General features: G+C 65.5%; 20 protein-coding genes and 4 pseudogenes. 7 read left to right on the plus strand and 17 right to left on the minus strand.

Annotated elements, in window-relative coordinates; all coding sequences use genetic code 11:
* Positions 1-31 precede the first annotated feature (31 nt).
* From RHA1_RS49855 to RHA1_RS52520, 4 genes and pseudogenes are all read right to left on the minus strand, one after another.
* Positions 32-172: pseudogene (locus RHA1_RS49855) on the minus strand (PDDEXK nuclease domain-containing protein); the annotation flags it as partial.
* 44 nt (positions 173-216) lie between these two features.
* Positions 217-1,482 (minus strand): IS256 family transposase, encoded by a 1,266-nt coding sequence (locus RHA1_RS37865; protein ID WP_011599287.1) that lies wholly within the window; start codon positions 1,480-1,482, stop codon positions 217-219.
* Between the two features lie 69 nt (positions 1,483-1,551).
* Positions 1,552-2,124: pseudogene (locus RHA1_RS37870) on the minus strand (DUF1016 N-terminal domain-containing protein); the annotation flags it as partial.
* Between the two features lie 88 nt (positions 2,125-2,212).
* Positions 2,213-2,419: a sigma factor-like helix-turn-helix DNA-binding protein gene (locus tag RHA1_RS52520; RefSeq protein ID WP_237727055.1), complete on the minus strand. Its 207-nt coding sequence runs from the start codon at positions 2,417-2,419 to the stop codon at positions 2,213-2,215.
* On the opposite strand from RHA1_RS52520, the gene RHA1_RS52525 reads away from it, so the two are divergent.
* Both RHA1_RS52525 and RHA1_RS37880 read left to right on the plus strand, forming a co-directional pair.
* A complete protein-coding gene (locus tag RHA1_RS52525; RefSeq protein ID WP_237727056.1) occupies positions 2,412-2,549 on the plus strand; it encodes a hypothetical protein in 138 nt (45 codons plus the stop codon). The genes RHA1_RS52520 and RHA1_RS52525 overlap by 8 nt on opposite strands.
* A 122-nt stretch (positions 2,550-2,671) precedes the next feature.
* Complete coding sequence (locus RHA1_RS37880) at positions 2,672-3,211, plus strand: helicase associated domain-containing protein (RefSeq protein ID WP_011599290.1); 540 nt, start codon at positions 2,672-2,674, stop codon at positions 3,209-3,211.
* A gap of 118 nt (positions 3,212-3,329) precedes the next feature.
* Here RHA1_RS37880 and RHA1_RS37885 read toward each other — a convergent pair.
* Positions 3,330-4,040: pseudogene (locus tag RHA1_RS37885) on the minus strand (HNH endonuclease family protein); the annotation flags it as partial.
* A 639-nt stretch (positions 4,041-4,679) separates the two neighbouring features.
* On the opposite strand from RHA1_RS37885, the gene RHA1_RS37890 reads away from it, so the two are divergent.
* The 3 genes from RHA1_RS37890 to RHA1_RS51245 all read left to right on the plus strand — a co-directional run bounded on the left by RHA1_RS37890 (position 4,680) and on the right by RHA1_RS51245 (position 5,938).
* Positions 4,680-4,904: a hypothetical protein gene (locus RHA1_RS37890; RefSeq protein WP_007296749.1), complete on the plus strand. Its 225-nt coding sequence runs from the start codon at positions 4,680-4,682 to the stop codon at positions 4,902-4,904.
* Positions 4,905-4,962: 58 nt separating this feature from the next.
* Positions 4,963-5,202: a hypothetical protein gene (locus RHA1_RS37895; protein WP_041813177.1), complete on the plus strand. Its 240-nt coding sequence runs from the start codon at positions 4,963-4,965 to the stop codon at positions 5,200-5,202.
* Between the two features lie 244 nt (positions 5,203-5,446).
* Positions 5,447-5,938, plus strand: a complete 492-nt coding sequence (locus RHA1_RS51245; RefSeq protein ID WP_011599293.1) for a hypothetical protein — start codon at positions 5,447-5,449, stop codon at positions 5,936-5,938.
* A 112-nt stretch (positions 5,939-6,050) separates the two neighbouring features.
* Here RHA1_RS51245 and RHA1_RS37905 read toward each other — a convergent pair whose 3' ends face one another.
* The 3 genes from RHA1_RS37905 to RHA1_RS37915 all read right to left on the minus strand — a co-directional run bounded on the left by RHA1_RS37905 (position 6,051) and on the right by RHA1_RS37915 (position 9,500).
* Positions 6,051-7,133, minus strand: coding sequence for an IS630 family transposase (locus tag RHA1_RS37905; protein WP_011599198.1), 1,083 nt, complete (start codon positions 7,131-7,133; stop codon positions 6,051-6,053).
* Between the two features lie 151 nt (positions 7,134-7,284).
* Positions 7,285-8,724, minus strand: a complete 1,440-nt coding sequence (locus RHA1_RS37910) for an ISNCY-like element ISRjo3 family transposase (RefSeq protein WP_011599295.1) — start codon at positions 8,722-8,724, stop codon at positions 7,285-7,287.
* A 530-nt stretch (positions 8,725-9,254) separates the two neighbouring features.
* A complete protein-coding gene (locus RHA1_RS37915; RefSeq protein WP_011599296.1) occupies positions 9,255-9,500 on the minus strand; it encodes a helix-turn-helix transcriptional regulator in 246 nt (81 codons plus the stop codon).
* A gap of 896 nt (positions 9,501-10,396) precedes the next feature.
* Between RHA1_RS37915 and RHA1_RS37920 the strand changes: the two are divergent.
* Positions 10,397-10,804 (plus strand): annotated as a pseudogene (locus RHA1_RS37920) (ATP dependent DNA ligase); the annotation flags it as partial.
* Positions 10,805-11,086: 282 nt separating this feature from the next.
* On the opposite strand, the gene RHA1_RS37925 reads toward RHA1_RS37920, so the two are convergent.
* The 3 genes from RHA1_RS37925 to RHA1_RS37935 all read right to left on the minus strand — a co-directional run bounded on the left by RHA1_RS37925 (position 11,087) and on the right by RHA1_RS37935 (position 12,847).
* Positions 11,087-11,839 carry an SOS response-associated peptidase gene (locus RHA1_RS37925; RefSeq protein ID WP_007298012.1) on the minus strand — a complete coding sequence of 251 codons (753 nt, stop codon included), beginning with the start codon at positions 11,837-11,839 and terminating at the stop codon, positions 11,087-11,089.
* A 52-nt stretch (positions 11,840-11,891) separates the two neighbouring features.
* A complete protein-coding gene (locus tag RHA1_RS37930; RefSeq protein ID WP_011599299.1) occupies positions 11,892-12,239 on the minus strand; it encodes a histone-like nucleoid-structuring protein Lsr2 in 348 nt (115 codons plus the stop codon).
* A gap of 215 nt (positions 12,240-12,454) precedes the next feature.
* A complete protein-coding gene (locus RHA1_RS37935; protein WP_007298010.1) occupies positions 12,455-12,847 on the minus strand; it encodes a hypothetical protein in 393 nt (130 codons plus the stop codon).
* A 71-nt stretch (positions 12,848-12,918) separates the two neighbouring features.
* Between RHA1_RS37935 and RHA1_RS37940 the strand changes: the two genes are divergently transcribed.
* Positions 12,919-14,061, plus strand: a complete 1,143-nt coding sequence (locus RHA1_RS37940; protein WP_011599300.1) for an IS701-like element ISRhosp2 family transposase — start codon at positions 12,919-12,921, stop codon at positions 14,059-14,061.
* A gap of 434 nt (positions 14,062-14,495) precedes the next feature.
* Here RHA1_RS37940 and RHA1_RS37945 read toward each other — a convergent pair whose 3' ends face one another.
* The 6 genes from RHA1_RS37945 to RHA1_RS37970 all read right to left on the minus strand — a co-directional run bounded on the left by RHA1_RS37945 (position 14,496) and on the right by RHA1_RS37970 (position 20,934).
* Positions 14,496-15,296 (minus strand): SDR family NAD(P)-dependent oxidoreductase, encoded by an 801-nt coding sequence (locus RHA1_RS37945; protein WP_007296684.1) that lies wholly within the window; start codon positions 15,294-15,296, stop codon positions 14,496-14,498.
* Between the two features lie 25 nt (positions 15,297-15,321).
* Positions 15,322-16,344 carry a sugar ABC transporter substrate-binding protein gene (locus RHA1_RS37950; protein WP_007296683.1) on the minus strand — a complete coding sequence of 341 codons (1,023 nt, stop codon included), beginning with the start codon at positions 16,342-16,344 and terminating at the stop codon, positions 15,322-15,324.
* Positions 16,341-17,354: an ABC transporter permease gene (locus RHA1_RS37955; RefSeq protein ID WP_011599301.1), complete on the minus strand. Its 1,014-nt coding sequence runs from the start codon at positions 17,352-17,354 to the stop codon at positions 16,341-16,343. Before RHA1_RS37955 ends, RHA1_RS37950 begins: the two co-directional genes overlap by 4 nt.
* Entirely contained in the window at positions 17,351-18,349 is a 999-nt protein-coding gene (locus RHA1_RS37960) for an ABC transporter permease (protein ID WP_007296681.1), read from the minus strand. The genes RHA1_RS37955 and RHA1_RS37960 overlap by 4 nt, the downstream gene beginning before the upstream one ends.
* Positions 18,342-19,895, minus strand: coding sequence for a sugar ABC transporter ATP-binding protein (locus RHA1_RS37965; protein WP_011599302.1), 1,554 nt, complete (start codon positions 19,893-19,895; stop codon positions 18,342-18,344). The genes RHA1_RS37960 and RHA1_RS37965 overlap by 8 nt, the downstream gene beginning before the upstream one ends.
* Before the next feature lie 256 nt (positions 19,896-20,151).
* On the minus strand, positions 20,152-20,934 hold the full coding sequence (locus tag RHA1_RS37970; protein ID WP_011599303.1) for an SDR family NAD(P)-dependent oxidoreductase: 783 nt from the start codon (positions 20,932-20,934) through the stop codon (positions 20,152-20,154).
* Positions 20,935-20,964: the final 30 nt, after the last annotated feature.

Consider the following 20,964-nt stretch of genomic DNA (forward strand, 5'->3'; position numbering starts at 1 on the left):
CGGGCCTCGGAATAACCCGGGAATCAGAATAATCGATGTAGAAGTCGTCACCGTCGACGTCGAAGTGGTACTGGCGGCCGACGAACGCGAAGCCGTGACCGAGCTCGAGCAGGAACCGTTCCAACCGGGCCATCAGCGCGGCCTCGAGCTCTCGCTCCGCGACCCGATCGGTCGGGACTGTCAGAACATCGGTGGATCCAGTTCTGGCGCATGAATCTAGATCACGGTTGGGGTGATTCGGCCTTCGAATGTGATAGCAAACGCGTTGAGGGCCGGCTTCCACCTCGTCACCCATCGTGCTCTTCCCTTACCCGTCGGGTCCAGTGACCGGGTGGCGAGGTAGAGGCACTTGAGCGCGGCCTGCTCGCTGGGGAAGTGGCCCCTCGCCCGCACCGCCCGCCGGTAGCGCGCGTTGAGGGACTCGATCGCGTTCGTCGAGCAAATGACCCGGCGGATCTCGGGGTCGTAGTCGAGGAAGGGCACGAACTCGCTCCAGGCGCTTTCCCACAGCCGGACGATCGCCGGATACCTCGGCCCCCATTTGTCGGCGAACTCGGTGAACTGCTCCTTGGCCGCGGCCTCGTTGACAGCGGTGTATATCGGCCGCAGGTCCCGTGACATTTCGTCCCAGTACTGACGCGATGCGTAACGAAAGGTGTTACGCAAGAGGTGAATCAGGCAGGTCTGCACCACCGTGAGTGGCCACACGGTAGTGATCGCGTCGGGCAGTCCCTTGAGTCCGTCGCAGACGGCGATGCACACGTCTGCGACCCCGCGGTTGCGGATTTCCGTCAGGACGGCGAGCCAGAACTTGGCCCCCTCCCCGCCGTCACCTGCCCACAGCCCGAGGATCTCGCGTTCCCCGGCGGTGGTGACGCCGATGGCGACATAGACGGGCCGGTTGGCGACCTGACCGTCGCGGATCTTGACGTGGATGGCATCGATGAACAGCACCGGATACACCGGGTCGAGGGGACGGACGGACCATTCGGCCATCTCCGTGAGGACCTTGTCGGTGATCTTGCTGATGGTCTCCTTCGAGACCGATGCGCCGTAGACGTCGTCGAAGTGTGCTGCGATTTCGCCTGTGGTCAGGCCTTTCGCCGAGAGGGACAAAATGATTTCGTCGACCCCGGTCAGGCGTCGCTGCCGTTTCTTGACGATCTGCGGATCGAACGAGGCATCGGTGTCTCGTGGCACCTGGATCTGTACCGGTCCGATTTCGGTGAGCACGGTCTTCGTCCGCCTCCCGTTCCGGGAGTTTTCTCTGTTTCGTCCCGTGACGTGGTGTTTCTCGTAGCCGAGGTGCTCGTCCATTTCGGCTTCGAGTGCGGTTTCGAGGACGTTCGCGGTGAGCTGGTTGAGTAGTCCGTTCGGTCCGACCAGCTCGACGCCCTCGGCTTTGGCCTGGGCCAACAGTTGTTGGGCCAGCTTCTGGTGGTCAATCTTCGACTGATCCATGTGATCAAGTGTTTCGGTCATCGTCTTGCCTTCTCGCCAAGAGAACTCGGCGTGTCGGCCAGATCCAGTTCAACCGTTATCCCGACAGTCCCGATCGGTCAGATCCAGGAAGTCGAAGACGTACGGGTCGCGGACCAGTTGCTGCGCCAGGTCGGAGTCACCGGTGGGCAGGTGGTCGGTGAAGTTCGATGGTGCTGCCCCGATCCGCTGGTCGAGTCGGTTGCGGATCTGATGGGATAGGACGTTGCGGGACCAGCCCCGCTCGAACGCCGCGGCCGCGTACCAGTCGCGGGAGTTCTGGTCGTCGAGCCGGTCGACGAGCACGGTCACGTGTCCCCACGGGATTTGTCCAACAGCTTGTTGGACGAATGCGCTCCGGGGCCAGGCCGAGGCGATCTTCCGCATGTAGTGCAGATTGCTGCGGGAGAACCCGCGCATCTCGGGGAACTCGGACCGCAGGTCGACGGCAAGTCGGTCGATGACCTTGCTCCCCCACCCCTCGGCTGCCTGGCGGTCCAGGATCGCGCGGCCGATGTCCCAGTACAGCAGGAGCAACTCGGTGTTGACCACTCGTGTGGCCCGGACCCGGGCCTGCCGGACCTGGGTTTTGAGGTGTTCGAGGAAGTCGCGGTAGTCGTCGGGCAGCAGTGGAGAATCACTCACCCGCCCATCCTCCCGTACGACCGGAAGCACGAGGGTTAGGCACCGCCGATGCGTACCGTGCGTCGCGTATGAATCACGCGTGGTCGACTCACGGGTCGATCGCCGGTGCGAGGAGTGTGGCCAGTTGTTTGCGGGCGCGGTGGATTCGGGTTTTCACGGTTGCGACGGTGACGCCTTGGTGTTCGGCGATGTCGGCGTAGGGCGGGGAGGCGAACTCGGCGAGCACGATGGCGGCGCGGAAGTCTTCGGGGAGTTGGGCGAGGGCGGACCGCGTCGATGGTGGTGATTTGCTCATCGAATCGGGGTGCGGGGTCTTCGAGCAGGATGCCGTATTCGCCGTCGGTGTCGTCGAGGCTGTCGGTGTTCTTGCGGCGTCGGACGACGTTGAGGGCGGCGTTGGCGGCGATGCGGTGCAGCTCCAGTAGCGCATCCCCTTACATTCGGTTGGATAATCCTGCTTTCTTGCAGAATCGTCAAACCGATTGACATACTTGGAATAATGACAAATTCGAAGACGTGCGACGGTTTTCGGAAGGATGCGATATCAATGCGCGCCACCCAGTCCGCAGCCTCTCCCCTGCAGCACTACCGCATTTTTCGGCGTCAACATCCTCGCACTGCGATTCCGGCCGACTACGTCACCGAAGACGGCTTACGACTGGGGCGTTGGCAGGAGCGCCAGCGAGTTGCCCGCATGCTCGGCACCCTGCCGCCCCAACGCATCGCGCAACTCGATGCGATCGGGTTCATGTGGAGCGACGATGACGATGTCCCAGTTCCGGCTGTGTCACGTGCCGACAGCAAGCAGCGGCGAATGCTCACCGAAATCGCTGCGTACCGCGAAGAGCACGGCAACGCGCTGGTGCCCGCGAATTATGTCGCCGACGGCGAACAGGTCGGTCAGTGGCTGTATCGGGCGGTCAAGAAATGGCGTGCCGGAGCATTGCCCGACGAGGAGCGTCGTCCTCTCGCCGCTCTCGGGGTCTCCCCCGGTCCACGGCCGCGGGGTCCACGAGCGTCGGCACAGCACACCGGAGCGGGAGTCCATCGCCGCGACCGGCGGCTTTCGGCTCGAGCACGGAGCTGAGCGCGAATCCGCTGGCGGAACATCCATTTCCGCAGTCGGATGAGTGCTCTCTTACGTCGGGGGCAGCGATGGTGGCCACCACTGCCCCCGCGGCCGAACCCAGGGGTGGGTGTCGTTAGCAGGAGTGCAGGACCTGGCTCATCGCGTCCTTCTCGGCCTGCGTCACCCACAGTCGGTAGAGCGCTTTGACGTCGATCTGCCGCGAGACGTAGGTGCACCGGTAGGCCTTGTTCGGCGGCAACCACGATGCGGCGTCGGAATCGGACTTCTGCGAGTTCGTCGGCCCGTCGACGGCCTGCAGGTTCCGGGGGTCGTTGGCGAGGTCGCGGCGCTGCTCCGGGCTGAGCTGCTGGGCGCCCTTCTGCCACGCATCCGACAGGGCGACGACGTGATCGATCTGCACCGCGGTGGAGGTGTCCTGGCCGCGGACGAACGCGATGGTGGTGCCGGTGTAGGTGTCGTGCAGGGTTCCGGTCGCCACCACACAATCCCGGGTACTGGTCTTGTAGGTCAGGTCGACCAGGTCGCGGCGGAGGATGTCGTTGCGGGTGTCGCAGCCGTTGTGGCCGCCCTCGACGCTGTTGTCGTCGGACCACGACGGGCCGAACTGTTCTCGCGTGTATCCGGTCTTGGGGGCGCGTCCCTTGACCGCCAGGGTGTCGAGCTTCGCCAACGCCGGTGCCGCATCGAATGCCGGTGCGGGGGTGGCCGGGGCGCCGCCGAGTGACCCGGTTCCCGGATCCGCATCAGCGATGGCCGAGCACCCCGACAGACCGAGGACGGATGCCGCAGCGAGAGCGAGGAAAGCGGCCCGGGGGCGATGGTGCATGGTGTCTGTTCTCCTGTTACCTGTGGGGCTGTTGTGATTGCAGTATTGCGGGTGCCTCTGACAACTGCGCGAGTGCTACCGGCTGAGGCGGACCCGGTGACGGAGTGGTATGAAGCCCGTCGATGATGCCGGATGTTGCACCCCGAGCCGCCAGAGAAGGAGGGTACGGCAGGGAATGTTTTAAATTGTCCAGCAGCCTGCTGGACAATTTCTACAAGTATGGAACCGGCTTGCTGCTGCTGGCGTCCGAGCGAGTATGACGATGCGCCACGATGACCCGAATCTCGACGCCTGATCCCGGCCCGGTGCTCGCCTATGCCTACCGGACAAATCATTAGCACTCCACCATGGAGAGTGCTAAATTCGTCATACTCGGTGACACGATCAGCGAGAAGCCGCTGGGCCCAGTCACAGTCGCTGGTTACAGGTGCAGTGCACTTGTTACCGGGTTGGGGCAGTGGCTGGAAGGTGATTGATTGGCACATCCGGCTTCGCAACATCGACGACCGGGCCACCCGACGCACTGGAGGAGGATCAGTGACCGCCGCTACCTCGCGCCCATCAGGTGTCACCAGTGACGGGTGTTCCTCCGGGCGCGCACGCCGTCGAGCGCCGTGTGATGGATCGCGGTTGCCCTCCGTGTCGATTTTCCTGGGGGCGTTGTCCATCGCGTCGTTCTGGGTGGTCGGACTCGGGTTCGTCCTGGGCGTGAGCGCCGTGGTGTGTGGCGCTTTCGCCACGTCCCGGTCCGGCGTAGCGGACGATGAGTCCGCATCGCTGCGGGCGTTGCTCGGAGTCGTCGCCGGAGTCGCGGGGATCACGGTGTCCGCGATCGCGCTCTTTCCGGTGCTGGAGTACCTGTGACCCGCGCATCAGCCTTTTACACCTCCTGCCCTCTGCTTTGGAAGGATCCCCACCACCCGTGACCGTCGTCCCCGGCCCGCATCTGTCCGCCACGCGTACCACCCTCGACACCGGGCGCGACGACCCCGCGGCGTCCGACGCTGCGCTCCTCGAGTGCTGGCAAGCGGGTATCGCCGTGACCATCGGCTTGGCGCTGCTGACCACCCTCGTGTGCACGGTCCTCGGATCCTTCCCGCTGGCCCTTCTCGCGCTCGTCGCGGTGGCCGGCATTGCCGGCCTGATCACCGCCGCCCTCTGACACTGCCCGCATACCCCGTCCGCCGGCGTGCGTGTTCCAGTAGTGCGCGGTGTCACCCAGCATCCTGCGTTCGTCGTACTCGGGGGGACCTGGAGCAGACACGACCCTCTTCGGCGACAGCACAGGCGCCGGCACCCTGCTCTCAGTTACCGGGCTGTAGGTCTCGTTCTCGAATCGTACTCGCGGGGAGGGACTCTCAGGAAATTCACAGACACCGCGGGGCCGAGTGATGCGACGATGAAGCATGCGCCGCCATCGTTGGCCGGCCCTCGCGCCGCCCACCACCGGAGGGATCACCGTGCACGCGGGCATGCCGATCGTGGCCGAGAACGACCTCACCCTCGAACTGTCCGCCGCGACCGCGTTCGCGTCCGGGCTTTTGCTGCGGTTCGCACTGTGCGTCACCGGTGTCCGCGCCGACTTCGCGCGCTACGAAACCCGGCCCCTGACCGACCCCCAAGATTGGTCGGCGCAGTGGTCCTACCTGGCCGTGCGCATCCTCGCCGACGACCTGGGCGGGCTCGCTGACCCGTTCCACCCGGTCCCCGACTCCGGCCCGGAGGGATCCGGGCCGTACCGAACCACGCCGCAGCACTGGATCGGCACCTACCCGACCACCGGATCGCTGACCGTCACCACCAGCTGGCCTCAGGTCGGACTCCACCCCACCTCGGTCACCCTCACGCTCGGTCCCAGCCCCTTCCCCACCACCTTCGGGTCCGATGCCCGCCGGTGACGGTGTCCGACTGCGCTCAGCGAGGAAATGTTCAGCCGCTGGTGACGATTCCTGGCTATCGGAACTCTACCCGGGGCCACTCTGCTAGCTATCCTAGTGGTGTGTCTCTGATTTAGCTGATCTTTTCCAGTGCGACGCGGCCGCGCGCAACCTTGGCGAGGATGGATTCGGCGGTCGCGGTCCATTCGTACGGTCGGGGGCTTTCATTGTGGGCATCGAGGTATTCCTCAATGGAGGCGATGAGGTGCGGTACGGAGTGAAAGACCCCGCGCCGCAGAGCTTTATCTGTCAGCTCTCGGAACCAACGTTCGACGAGATTAAGCCACGAGGAGGAGGTGGGAGTGAAGTGCAGGTGGAACCGTGGATGCTTATCGAGCCAAGCCCGGACCTTCTCGTGCTTGTGGGTGGCGTAGTTGTCCAGGATCAGATGGATCTCCAAGTCCTTGGGCACCTCACGGTCGATGGTGCGCAGAAATCTCAAGAACTCCTGGTGACGGTGGCGCGGCAGGCACTGGCCGATCACCTTGCCGGTAAGGACGTCGAGCGCGGCAAACAAGGTGGTGGTGCCGTGACGCTTGTAGTCGTGGGTCATCGTCTCGCCGCGGCCCTTGATCATCGGGAGCGAGGCCTGGGTCCGGTCGAGGGCTTGCACCGACGACTTCTCGTCCGCGCACAACACGATCGCCCGCTCGGGCGGGTTCAGATACAGACCGACGACGTCGACGAGCTTGTCCTCGAATCGCGGATCATTCGACAGTTTGAACGTCTCGACCCGGTGCGGCTTGAGTCCGCGAGCAGACCACACGCGCTGGACGGTGTCCTTGGAGACCCCGACATACTCTGCCATCGTCCGGCAACTCCAATGAGTCTCGCCTTTCGGGCGGTAGTTCTGCGTCAGGTCCACGATCTCCTCGATCTTCTCCTGCGGGATCGAGGGCTTGCGACCACGACCCTTGCGCACCTCACCCAACCGCGCCATGCCGTCCTCGGCGAACCGCACCCGCCAGTTCGCCACCGATCCCGGCGATACCGACAACGCCTGCGCGATAGCAGTGTTAGCCAAGCCCTCGGCCGCCATCAACAACGCCTTGGCCCGCACCACCTCCCGATGTGCACCCGACTGCGAGCGCGCCAACGACTCGAGTACAACGCGCTGCCCATCGGAAATCTCCAAAGCTGGTACCGGGTTCCTCATGTACGGATTCTATCGAATCGATCAAGAATTATTTGCGAGACACACCACTAGCTACTTCGACCTGAAAAACGAGGCGCCCCGGTGAGCATGATTCGGCCGTTCTCGGCCGGTCGTGATTGGGTTGGCCGCAATTCCCCCCGATCGGCGCCTTTCACGCTGCCAGGGTGCTGATCTTGACCAGGTTGTGCGCCAGGACCCCGTGGCCGACCCAGATCTTGGCGCCTTCGGTGCTGTCGATGCGGGTGCGGTCCCAGCCATATCCACGTTTGAGGGCGCTGATTCTGCCTTCGACTCCGGTGCGCCACTTGATTGTTCGTCGGAACGCCGGGCGGTGTTCCTCGGCTCGCCGGTCAGCTGAGGGTTTGCCCTTGCGGGGGATGACGACGTGGCGCACGCCGAGGTCACGGAGGTCGTCCTCGACGGCCTTCTCGCCGTAGCCGCGGTCGGCGGTGACCGTGCGGGGTGGCCGGCCGGCGCGTGTGCGGACCCGATCCACGGCTGGGGCCAGCTGGGGTGCGTCGGCCGGGTTGCCGCGTTCGACGTTGTGGTCCACGATCACGCCGTCGTCGCCTTCGACGAGCTGGGTCTTGTGGCCGAACTCGACCGGTTTGCCGAGCCGTCCCTTGGCGATGGGCCGGGCGTCGGGGTCGTGCAGGCTGACTCGCCGGGTGGCTCCGTCCGGGGTCTGCCCGGCCAGCCGCTGTCGGGTCTGCGCGGTGATCTGCCGGGTGGCGGTGACCAGGTCCTCGAGGTCGTCGATGGCGCGGGCCAGGCGTCCGCGCCGGCGGCCCGCGGCCCCGTCGTGCTCGCCCTGGGCCTTCCGGGCTGTGGCCTTGGTGCGTGCCCGGCGCAGCGCGTGTTTCGCGTTGGTCAGCAGCCGTTCGGCATCGGTGGCGGCGGTCTCGGCCAGGTCGGCCAGCTCCCCGGTGGTGCGCCGGACCGCCGCCAGGGCCTCGTCTCGGCCGGCGGCGCTGCGCGACCGCAGCTTGAAACCGATCGCGTGCGCACGCCTGCCCGCCGCACGGGATCGGTCCCGGACCGTGGTGCGTGTCGCTCCACCGGCGGCCTGGATCCGCTTGCCCGTGACCGCGATCCGTCGGATTGCCTTGGCCAACAAACCGGAGTCGGTGGGGTAGGACACGTTGCTGGGCACCACGGTGGTGTCGGCCCGCAACTTGGTGGTGCGCAGCACCTTGGCCTCGGTGGCCTTGGCCAGCAACGCCTCGTTCAGCCCGACCACCGCCGCCGCGCCACAGCGGGTGGTCAGCTTCATCAACGTCGTCGGGTGCGGCACCGACCCGTCCAAGGGGATCCGGCAGAACCGGCGCCAGGTGAACGAGTCGCTCACCTCGCGGCACAGGCTCTCGTAGCCGAGCCGGTAGCGGAACTTGAGGAACATCAGCCGCAGGTAGGTCTCCATCGGCGTCGACGGACGACCGATCCGCGGGTCGAAGTACGGAACGAACGGTGCGAAGAACGCCGGATCATCCAACAGCGCATCCACTCGCTCGAGCTCCGCGGGAAGCCGCAGCAACTCCTGCGGCAGCACCGACTCGAACAACGACGGTTGATCGCCTACGGTACGGAACACGATGGCCTCGATCCCTTCTAGCCCAACGGGTTGAGGCCATTGTTCCGGTTCAGGACTGGCTGATCACGTACCGCCACACCCCGACTTTTTCAGGTCGAAGTAGCTAGGATTGCATTGTGTCAGATGTCGACCACAGGTTCGTGCACCACACCCTTAACCGAGCGTCCGCCGCCATCCTTTGAGAAACCACCCATCTGCCCCAATGGCTTTCACCAGATGATCCCAACGCGCGCCACTCTCGCCACTTTCGTCACGGTGATGCAATTCGAGCGCCGGCGGCCGTACCGCTCCTTCGGGCGCCCACGACGAACAGCCGACCCGTGAAGCCGCGGAAACACTCTCGACCTACACGTGCGGCCGTAACGCCATCTCGCGCACCGGATGCACGTCGAGCATGCGCCCACCTCCGCCTGTGTACACCACCACTTCCCCGCGCCGTCCCGCTGGCGTAGTGCGGACCGGCCTTCAGGTGTGGGCGAACGCCCGTGGACCGGCCTCCAGGTCTTCGACGTCGCAAGAGGGAAACGCGATCACTCGGCGCGGCGCCGACGCGGTTTGCGGATATCGGTGCGCGCGCCCTGACCCGGCCTGTTGTTCGCCCACTTGACGATTTCCGAGCGCTTCCACAGCGGGGTGCGGCCGATCTTTTCCACCGGCGCCGGCGCTTGCCCGCGGGAGACGTATCCGCGGAACGTCGAGACTGACAGTTCGGTACCGGTTTCCTCCTTGATCAGGTCGATGACCTGATCGGTGGTCAGTCGATGCGGGTTGGCCATCTGGTGAGGGTCCTTCCTGTTCATCGCCCGTCGACGATGCGGCGAGTAGTCCGGTTGCCGCAGCCTGGGGGGTCGACCGGCAGACGGGCTGCGATACGACGTCTCAGGCGGTGCGGAACTTTCCTCGACATGACTCTACAACGGCGTGCTGTAATGCTCACGCACGCGTTCAGTGGTCAGATAGCGGTCCATTCGGCCCGGATCCCGCTCGTGGGGCGGATGTTTTCGTCGTTGTTACCGCAGGGGTGTGGCCCGGCATCGGGGGGGTGATGCCGGGCCACAGGGGGGTGTTCTGGAAACAAAATTGGGGGGATGTTCACCAGAACGCCCATCAGTCTAATGACTGCCCGGGACGATTACGTCGCGGGGTCAGGCGGATCCGGGCAGCACGTTTTTCGAGGTTGCCCGATCTCCCGGACGAGGAGATTGCGGGCATCTCGCGCCCCAAGTCACGCCCGACTGCGCCTCCGCGTGGCTGTGGACTCGATGTCGAGAGCGACGAACGCCATTCGGGATCATCGAGTGGATCGTTCCTGCCATATTTGCTGCGCTGCCGTCGATGTCGAGCCGAGCCAGGAGGCGGTTGATTTCGGATCCGAGTGACCAACCCCCTGCCGCGGTTGTTTCGACCAGCGCGGCATATCTGGGTTGCGCACTCGATGTTCGGTGAGTGGCGGTTGGGGGTCATTCATTCCCTGCCGTCCGCGGGTGGCCGCGATGAGGAACAGGTCGTCGGCGTCTCACTGGATCCGAGTGCAGCAGATCGTCACCGGTACCTCACGCAATGTCCACCGCCGGGCGGGTAGGAACGCAGTAGATGGGTCAGGCCTGGTCGGCGGCGGTGACGGCCGCTGCGGGGCACCAGTGGGTGACCTCGAGACTTCCCAGCTTGTTGCCAGCGCACCCGGTCGTGGCGGAAGGTTCTCCTGCGCACGAGGAGCTCTTGCTTGATTGTTGGTTGGATCGCGGGCGGGGGTGCACAGCGCAATATGGTCAGCTCACTCGTCCTCGGTGCCTACGATGACCAGGGCGTTCTTCGCTACGTGGGCAGTGTCGGGACCGGATTCACGATGGCCGTGCGCCGCCAGCTGAAGGAGAAGCTGGCCACCCTCGAGCGCCGCACCAGCCCGCTTGGAACCGATGCACCGGCCGCGGAGGAGCACGGGATCGTGCGCTGGGTCGAACCGGTGATCGTCGTGGACGTCGCGTATCGCGAATACCAGCCGGGCGGGCTGCGGCATCCCAGCTTCAAGGGACAGCGACGAGACCTCGATCCGGGGTCGATCACCCGGGATTCACTGTGACGGAACGTATCCGGGCAAACGGAAGCCGCTGTCGCCTTCCCCGGTGATAGCGGCTCCTCATCCCCTTCGCCCGGGAACGCTACGCACTGTAGGCCTTACCCGGCTAGCGGGACGGTGACGCCATATCGCCTCTCGGCAAGTGGTCGCTCGCAGCGACTTTTCTGGTGTGGTACCCGGGGTATGAGCGCCACCGTCAGACTCTTCAACAGCGGTCCATCGGGTGGTATTCCGAAACCGGTGTCCGCCGGCAGTGCGTGGTGTTTGCGCGGGGTCCACCAGTGGTCAGTGGGCGTCCTCGAGAGTGATCGGCTTCAGCAGGTCTTCGCCGTTGTTGCGGACGTTGTTCACGGCCTTGGACACCGGGTAGGTCTCGAGGCTGCCCGGTGCCGGCGGCGCCATCAGCGATCGGATGTAGTCGATATCGGTGTTGGTGGGGTCGAGCCAGTCCGCCCAGTTCTCCGGGGCGACGCTCATGGGCATCCGATCGTGGATATGTCCCACATCGTCGGTGGCGTTGGTCGTGATCACGCAAAATGTGATCAGCCAGGCGTCCGGATCGTCGCCGGGGACGTCGGGGTTGCGCCAGAAGTCGAAGATGCCCGCCAACGGGAGAATGCCGCTCTCGGCCGGGTGGATGTAGTACGGCTGCTTGAGGGGTTTCCCGGACTTGCCGACCTCCTCGGTCGGGAACCACTCGTAGAACCCGGACACCGGGACGATCCCGCGCCGCGACCTGAAACACTGCCTGTACGCGGGCTTTTCGTGCACGGTCTCGGCGCGAGCGTTGATCATGCGTGAGCCGATCTTCGGATCTTTGGCCCAGAACGGTGTCAGGCCCCATTTGAGGTTGCGGAGTTGTCGTTGGGGTTGCTCGTCGTCGGTGTCCTTCGGTACCCGCGCGATCACAACCGGTGAGGTCTTCGTGGGCGCTACGTTGTAGTCCGGCGCCAGCTCCGGGTCGGCCCGTTCAGGGTCGATCTCGAAGGTCTCGAGCAGCGATCCCCGGCTCGTCGTCGATGCGTAGCGACCACACATACCGATAGCCTGCCACGACCGACCACCGCGACGGGGAAGGCGCTGCGCAGGTTCAGTGGGCGTCGTGGAAAGCCTGCTCGATCTCGGTGGGGATACGTCCACGAGAGGACAGTTCGTAGCCCTGCTCGAGTGCCCAGGCGCGGATCTTCGTCGTTTCGCCCGACGGCCGTCTCTCGGCAGTGGGGTTGACCGGTCGGTCCGAGCGGTGCTTGCGGCCGCCGACGCGGGTGGAGTGCGCGATGTAGTACTCGAAGGTCTCTCGGAGTTCCTTCGCGTGCTCGTCCTTCAGGTCGATCACGTACTCGACGCCCTCGACTGCATAATGGATGCTCTCACCGTCCTCACCGAAGGTGGTGCCGTCGATGTCGTCGACCATCTCAACTACAAGCTTGCGTGCCACAGATGTCACTCCTCAGCTCTCCAGTACGGACCAGATAACAGTACTGGCAGTACCAGTAATTTCGTGAAGTCCAGCGTGGACTGTGGGTGCCCATGGGACTACGAGAGCTGTGGCAGCTCGATCAGGCGACGCGAGAACAGTGTTCCACACCCAATTGGCTTCTCGCGGATCGGATTCGCCCGCGTGCCGTGTGAACGAGGCGGAGTCGGGGTCGCTCATCCGACGGCAGCGAACTGCCGGGCAGCGGCGAGCACCTGAGATCCGATGTCGGCGAGTTCCCCCTCGCGCAGCAGCAGCGCCGGTGCCCGATCGTCGAGGATCGGGTTCAGGCCCTGAAACCAGGCCTGCGCCACCGCCGGGGTGTCGCGGTCCGTGATCAACCGGGCGGCACGGTAGGCGATCCGTAGCCGTTCGACATCGGAGGCGTTGCCGATGGTCCGGGTCCCGTCCGCCCACTGCCGCACCGCGCGGGTTTCCTTGACCCGGCCCAGGTAGGCGACCAGCTTGACGCCGAGCAGCTCACGCAGGGCAGTGACCAGCTCCGGCTGACTCATCCGAGCGGCCTCGTTGTACGCGGCGAGATCCGGTCGCGGGTGTGCGGTTGCCATGGGCAGATCCACCTCCTAATACTGCAACGACAGTTTGTGACTAACGGGACTGTTGTGGTAATTGATCTAGGGTGCAGTCAGAGGTGCTGGAGTGGTCAGCGGGGTTCACCGCGTTCTGTGCGCGGTTCGCCCACCGGTTTTCGCGGGTGGAGTCGCGGCGGCGGATGGCCGCGTATGTGCGCGGACTGCTCGGTGAGGTCGAACGTAAGAACGGATGGACACTGGCGGAGGCGGCCGGTGATACGGGCCCGGAGGGCATGCAGCGGCTGCTGAACTTCTACTCCTGGGACTGCGAGGGGCTTCGTGACGACGTGCGTGAGGTCGTGGTCGAGACGATCGGTGACGCCGACAAGGGCGTGTTGATCGTCGACGAGACAGGATTTTTGAAGAAGGGCACCCGCTCGGCCGGGGTGGCCCGGCAGTATTCCGGCACGGCCGGACGTATCGAGAACAGCCAGATCGGGGTGTTTCTCGCCTACGCCTCCGACCGGGGCCGGGCGCTGATCGATCGCGAGTTGTATCTTCCGAGGGCCTGGACCGAGGACCGCGATCGGTGCCGGGCTGCCGGGATCGGCGACGAGGTGGCTTTCGCGACGAAACCCGAACTGGCGCAGATGATGATCGAACGGGCTCTCGATGCCGGGGTGCCGTTCGGGTGGTTTACCGGTGACGAGGCCTACGGGCAGGTCGGCAAGCTCCGGCTGTGGCTCGAATCCCGTGGTGTGGCCCATGTTCTCGCCGTTCCGAAGTCGCAGATGGTGATCTCGATGGAGTTGCGCCAGCGCCGCGCCCACGCCGTGATCGCCGACCTGCCGGCGACCGCGTGGCAGCGGATCAACTGCGGCGACGGCGCCCACGGACCCAGGCTCTACGACTGGGCGGTCGTCGACATTCGGCCACTGCGCGAACGGGGTAGCGGCCACTGGCTGCTGGCCCGCCGGTCGATCACCGACCCCGACGAGATTGCCTACTACATCTGCTATGGCCCCGCCGACACCGAACCCGCCGAGCTGGTCCGGGTAGCTGGCAGTCGCTGGGCGATCGAGGAGTGCTTCCAGACCACCAAGAACGAGACCGGACTCGATCACTACCAGGTGCGCGGGTACCCGGCCTGGTACCGGCACATCACCTTGTCGATGGCCGCGGCTGCCTTCCTGACCATCCTGCGCCGCGGCGCTCAAAAAGGGGATCTGAAACCGGTACCCGAGATCTAATACCTCTGACAATCAACGAGATCCGGCGATTGTTCAACCGCGTCGCCTGCCCAGTCCAACACGCCCTCGTCCACGTCTGGCACTGGTCGAACTGGCGCCGCGCCAGCCAGGCCAGAGCCCGCGCCAGCCACTACAAACATCGACATCACAAACTGTCGTTGCAGTACTAATCCCAAGGTAAAACACAAACATCCCCGCCATTGTTCAACTCGACCCACTGCGCGCGCAGCAAGCGAGGAACCCGACCGGGCACGCCGTCCCCGCGCCTGCGGTCGGCCATCCTGCCGGCGATCGGTGATGCGATGGCTCCGGCGGCTCCGGCGAGGGTTTCACTCTGGCGATCTCGGAGCCACAGACGGCAATTGTCGGAGCCAGCCATCGACCTGCCGGTGTTCGGACAGGCCCCCGATTCGGCGCGCGGTTGTGCGCTGCGGTCAGGTGATGCTGCGGAATGATCCGCCGTCGACGCCGTACACCGAGGAGGTGACGTACGAGGCGAGGTCGGAGGCGAGGAAGACCACCACGTTGGCCACTTCCTCCGGAGTTCCGATGCGTTGCAGAGGAAGTCCACGATGTTTCATCTCGACGTCGATGGACTCGTCGCGGTGCACGCCGTGGACGGCGGCGAAGGTGTCGGCGAGGCCGCCCTCCGTCAACCACATCGGCGAGAGGATCGGCCCGGGTGCGACCGCGTTGACGCGCACGATCGGTCCCTCGCTGATGGCGAGTGAGCTGGTGAACGACAGGATGGCTGCCTTGGACGCGGCGTAGTCCGGTCCGGCGGCGATCGGCTGGCGGCCCAGGTCCGAGGCGTTGTTGACGATGACACCGCGTCCGGCGGCCCGCATGGCCGGCAGCACGTGGGTGGCGGCGCGGACCTGGCTGAGGAAGTTCAGTTCGAGGGTGGAGACCCAGTCGGTGTCGGTGAGGCTGTCGAAGGTTCCCAGGCTGCCGGCGCCGACGTTGTTGAACAATACGTCTACCCGGCCGTCGTAGGGGGCGAGGACCTCGTCGAGGCTGCTGGTCACCCCCGTCTCGGTGCTCAGATCGGCTACGGCGCAGTGCACCTCGGTGACCTGCTCGAGTTCCTTGGCGAGGATGTCGAGGCCGTGCCGGTCGTGGTCGAGCAGGGCGAGGCGGGCGTTTTCCGCGGCGAAGGCGCGTGCGGATGCGGCTCCGATTCCGGAGCCGGCGCCGGTGATGACGACGACCTTGTCCCCTAGTCCGGTTTCCATCGTGATTCCTCTCGGGCGTGGGGCGTTAGTTGGTGGCGGGTTCGGAGTACCCCTCGGGCAGGCAGCCGTTGGGGGTGAACTCGTCGAGGTTGTCCTTGGTGACCACCGGCAGCGGCATGTAGCTGACCGGCGGCACGTCCTTGCCGGCGAGGACGTCCATCATGGTGGTCAGGGCGTGGGTGGAGTCCCAGCACGGTGACTGGAACAGGGTGGTCGACATGGAGCCGTTCTCGAGCAGGGACCGGGCGACCGGGGCGTAGTTGTGGCCGAGGAGTTTGACCTGTCCGGCCATCCCCGCGGCGTCGAGGGCTTGGGCGGCGCCGGAGGCTATGATGTCGTCGGGGGTGACGAGGGCATCGATCTGGTTGCCGAATCGGCTGATCAGTGCGCTCGCTGCAGTCTGGGCCTGGTTCTTGTCGAAGTTGCCCGGCTGGGAGCCGAGGAGCTTGACGTCGGGGTGGTTGGCCATCTCGCGTTCGAGGCCGATCTGACGGTTGATCGCGGCCGCGTTGCCCGGGGTGCCGCCGATGTAGACGTAGGTTCCCTTGCTGCCGAGCAGCTTCGCGAGTTCCTTGCCCTGGAGTTCGCCGATTCGTTGGTCGTTCGGTCCGGTGAACGCGTGGTAGAGGCTGGTGTCGAGATCCTCGGGGGGCTGGGAGTTGCTGATGTCGACCGGAATTCCGGCGCGTTGGGCCTGGATCAGCATCGGCTGTTCGGCGCCGTAGAGCGCGGGCCAGATGACGATGCCGTCGACCTTCTTGGCGATCGCGATCTTCATCTGCGACGCCTGCACCGAGGCGTCGTAGTTCGAGTTCATCACGAAGGCGTTGACGTGGTGTTCTTCGGCTGCCTTCCGCAGGGACGAGACGTAGTTGCGGCCGTACTCGTGGTTGCGGTCCATCGGCACGAGGAAGGCGATCGTCGGCCAGTCCTCGTTGTCGGTTGCCGCGCCGGGAGCGCCGCATCCGGCGCCGGCCAGCGCGGTGGCCGCGCAGACGGCGATCGCGAGTGCGGCCCGGTGGAACAGAGAATTCTTGTGCGCCATCATTGTGCCTTTCCTGCTGCGACGGCTGTGTGGTCCGAGGATGCACCCGTGAGGGGACCGAGCAGCGACGGCAGCCGCAGGGCCCGCACCCCTTCCTTGGTCAAGACGATCGCGGCGAACAGGATCGCGCCGATGGCGATGCTTTCGACGCTCGAGTCCAGCCCGCTCATCTGCAGGCCGATGCTGATGCCGCCGAGTGCGATCGCCCCGATGACGGCGCCGATCACGCTGGCGCGGCCACCGGACAGGCTGGCGCCGCCGACGACGGCGGCCGCGATGGCCAGCAGCATCACCGTCGATCCCAGGGTGGGTGAGGCGGCGACCAGGTTGAGGGTGTCGACGACACCGGCGAGGCCGGCGACGCCGCTGCAGATGGTGAAGGCGAGGATTTTGCGGGTGTCGATCGAGATGCCGCCCGACGCCGCGGCTTCGGCGTTGCCGCCGATGATGTAGAGCTCACGGCCGGTACGCATCTTGGTCATGAAGAACCACAGGGCGGCGGTCGCGGCAACGGCGATGACGATGTCCGGGGTGATCTGCCCGATCAGCGGGACGCTGAATTCCAGGGCCCGGGTGGCGTCCTGCAGTGGCACCGGGGCGCCGTCGGTGATCGCCAGGGCGAGGCCTTGCAGGGTGATCAGCATGCCGAGGGTGGTGATGAAGGAGTTGATGCCGACCTTGACGACCAGGAGACCGTTGATCAGCCCCACTACCGCACCGGTGATCAGCGCGAGGGGGATCGAGACGGCGAGGTTGCCGGAGACCTGCGCGGTGACGGCCGCGGTGACGGCCATGGTCGATCCGACGCTGAGGTCGATCTCGCCGAGGACGAGGACCGGGACCAGCGCGATCGCCACCAGCCACACGTCGACGATGCGGGACAGGGCGATGCCGTAGGAGCCGAGGGCGGTCGGCTGGACCGCGAGCAGCACCACGACGACCAGGGCCAGCAGGATCACCGCCCGGAATGCGGTCCAGCTCTTGAACTGGGTCAGAAGAGTGTGGCCGTTCACTTGAGACCTCCACGTCGGCGCAGGATGGCGTCCGCCGCGAGGGTCGCGACGATGATGAAGCCCTGCACGAACTGTTGCCATTGGAACGGCAACCCGGCCAGGGACAGCACACTGAGCAGCACCTGGACGAACGCGACACCCAGGACGGTGCCCAGGATCGACCCGCGGCCGCCGAAGAGGCTGGTGCCACCGATGACGACGGCGGCGAGGGCGTTGAAGTCGTAGCCGGCGGACATCGTCGAGACGGCACTCGAGCTGTAGCCGGCCAGCGCCATGCCCGCCGCGGCGGCCCCGAGCGAGGAGACGGCGAAGGTGAGGGTGAGGGTGCGGGTGGTGTTCAGCCCGGCGATCCGGGCGGCACCGCGGTTGGTGCCGGTGGCCCGCAGCGAGTACCCGAAGCTGGTGGCGGAGAGCAGGTTGTGGGCGAGCACGGCCACGACGGCGAAGATCAGGAACACCACCGGAATGCCGGCGACGGAAGCGTTGCCGATCCACGACAACAGCGTGGTGTTTCCGGAGTACTGGGCGCCGCCGGTGATGTAGTTGAGCACGCCCATGCCGGCGGTGGCGGTGGCCAGGGTGACGATGACTCCGTTGCCGCGCATCAGTCCGGCGCCGATACCGTTGACGATCACGAACACCAGGCACGCCAGGATCGCGGCCGGTGCGGCCACGGCGATGCCGTGCGGGCTCAACGCGATCACGACGATGGCGGCGAGGGCGATTTGCGGCACCACCGACAGATCGATGATCAGGCCCGAGACGACCACGAACGTCATTGCCAGTGCGACGAATCCGAGGAAGGCGCTGTTACGCAGCAGCGTGCCGAGGTTCTGTGCGGACCAGAAACCGTCGAGTCCGACCGCGGCGAACAGCAGTAATGCGATCAGCGCCCCGGTGACCACGATGGCGGTGGGGTTCTCATCGAATTTGCGCCGCAGGGGCGGCACGTAGGGTGCGACCCTCCCTGCCGGCGCGATCTGGGTGTCAGACATGTGCGGCTTCCTTGCGTTGGTGCGTGGTGTCGTGATGGGTGCCGAGCCGGACGATGGCCTGTTGGTCGGCCTCGGTGGCGGACAGTTCGCCGGTGATCGTGCCGTCGCGCAGGACCGCGATTCGGTCCGACAGCGACAGCAGCTCCTCGAGGTCGGAGGAGACGACGATGACGGCGGTGCCTTTCGCGGTCAGGTTGCGGACCAGTTCGTGGATTTCGGCCTTGGCGCCGACGTCGACGCCGGCGGTGGGCTCGTCCAGGACGAACAGTCGCGGGTTGGTGGGTAGCCACCGGCCGAAAGCGACCTTCTGTTGGTTGCCGCCGCTGAGCAGTTTCACGGTGGCGGAGGTGTTGGCGGGGCGCAGGTTGACCTCGCCGGCGAGGCCGGTGGCCATCTTTTTCAGTGCCTTGGTGCGGATCTGTCCGAACCGGCTCAGCGCGGTCAGCGAGGGCAGCGCCAGGTTCTCGCGCACCGAGCGGGCCAGCAGCACCCCTTCGGTGCGGCGGTCTTCCGGGACGAAGGCGACCCCGGACCGGACCGCGGAGCGGTAGGAACTGATGGTGCGGCGGTGGCCGTCGTAGCGGAGGGTGACCGATCCGCGGGAGCGGGGTTCGAGGCCGAGGATGGCCCGGACCAGTTCGCTGCGGCCCGAGCCCATCAGACCGCCGAGACCGAGGACCTTGCCGGCACGGACCTCGAGGCTGGTGCCGAATACCCCCGGTGCCCAGAGGTTGTCGACGGACAGCACCACCTCACCGAATGAGTTCGTCTTCTCTTCCCGCTCGTGTTGTTCCTGGTCGAGCAGTTTCTGCCCGACCATGCTCTCGACCAGTCGATCGGTGGTGGTTTCGGCGAGGTCGAGGTGTTCGACCAGGCGGCCGTCGCGGAGCACGGTGGCGCGGCTGCACAGTTCGAAGATCTCCCGCAGCCGGTGCGAGATGTACACGATGGTCACACCCTGATTGCGCAGGGACTCGAGCAGTTCGAGCAGCTGGTCGGTTTCTTGGGGTGTCAGGGAGGCGGTGGGCTCGTCGAGGATGAGGATCTGCGGGTCCAGGCGCAACGCCTTGGCGATCTCGACGAACTGTTGCAGGGTCGTCGGCAGCTGACCGACGAGGGTGTCGGGGTCGATGTTCACGCCCAGCCGCGCGCACAGTGCGGCGGCGATCGAGCGCATGGCTTTGCGGTCGACGAGTCCGTGTTTGGTGGGAGTGGTTCCGACGCAGATGTTTTCGGCGACGGTCAGGTCCGGGCACAGGCTCAGTTCCTGATGGACCAGTGCGATGCCGGCGGCCTTGGACGCTACGGTTCCCCCGGACAGCGGTTGTCCGGAGACCAGTACCTGACCCTCGTTGGGGGAGTAGAGGCCGGCGAGCACCTTCATCAGTGTGGATTTGCCGGCGCCGTTTGCGCCGACGATGGCGTGGCAGGTACCGGAGTCGATGCGGATGCTCACGTCTTTGAGCGCGTGCACACCGCCGAAGTGCTTGCTGACCCCGGTCGCCTCGATGGCGGCGGGTGACGAAGCGGGGATCTGTGAGGTCACGGGGGCTCCTGATACAGGCTGGGAAATAACGCGGTACTGCGGGGCTCGGGGGTGGAGACGCCCCAGACGGCTTTTCATCGTTACTTAACCGTGTGATGCCAACCATACCATTTAGTTCAGCGTGACTGTCAACACTAAGGGACTTCAGAGTTATTCGGGGAAAGATTTACCGTGGCTGAATGCAGACGCGGTGGTAATCGATCGGGTGAATCCGATCGGTTACCACCGCGGTGTCTGCGCCGAGGCGGCCGGAGGTCTAGAAGAAGACCTGCTCGCCGCCGGTGAGGTTGAGAGCGGAACCGGTGGTGAACGAGGCCTCGTCGGAGGCCAGCCAGGCGACCATCCGGCCCACGTCCTCGAGAGTGCCGAAACGTCCCGTGGGGATTTTGGCGTCGAGGTAGTCCTGCAGCTTCTGCTCGAGCGTAATTCCCTCGCTCTGAGCGATTTCCGCGAACGACTTCTCCATCATCTCGGTGTGCATGCAGCCGGGGCAGATGGCGTTGACGGTGATGTTGTAGGGCGCCAGTTCCAGCCCGAGGGCCTGCGTCATCAAGATGACGGCCGCCTTCGATGCGGAGTAGACGCCCTCGTTGGGGCGGGCGAGTTTGCCGAGCTGGGAGGCGGTGTTGATGATCCGCCCCGACTTTTGCTCTTTCATCACCCGGGCGGCCGCACGGGATCCGTTGAAGACGCCGCCGATGTTGACGTCCATGGTGCGGCGGAAGTCGTCGTCGGTGACGTCGGCGATTGCACCGTAGGTGTAAATGCCGGCGTTGTTGACCATGATGTCCAGGCGCCCGTGCGTCTCGACAGTGGAACCGACCAACTCGTCCACCGACGCCGCGCTGGACACGTCGACCTTGGCGGAGCTGCTCTTCGGGCTGCCGGCGGACTGCAGCGTGGTGGCGGTGTCCTCGGCGCTGTGCAGGTCGGCGCAGACGACGGTGGCCCCGCGTGCGGCGAGTTCGACGGCGATGCCCTCACCGAGTCCGCGGCTGGCTCCGGTGACGATGGCGATCTTGTTCTCGAGGGTGGACATGGGGAATCCAATCTGGTGTTCGGGTGGGGT

Source organism: Rhodococcus jostii RHA1, assembly GCF_000014565.1.
GTDB lineage: Bacteria > Actinomycetota > Actinomycetes > Mycobacteriales > Mycobacteriaceae > Rhodococcus_F > Rhodococcus_F jostii_A.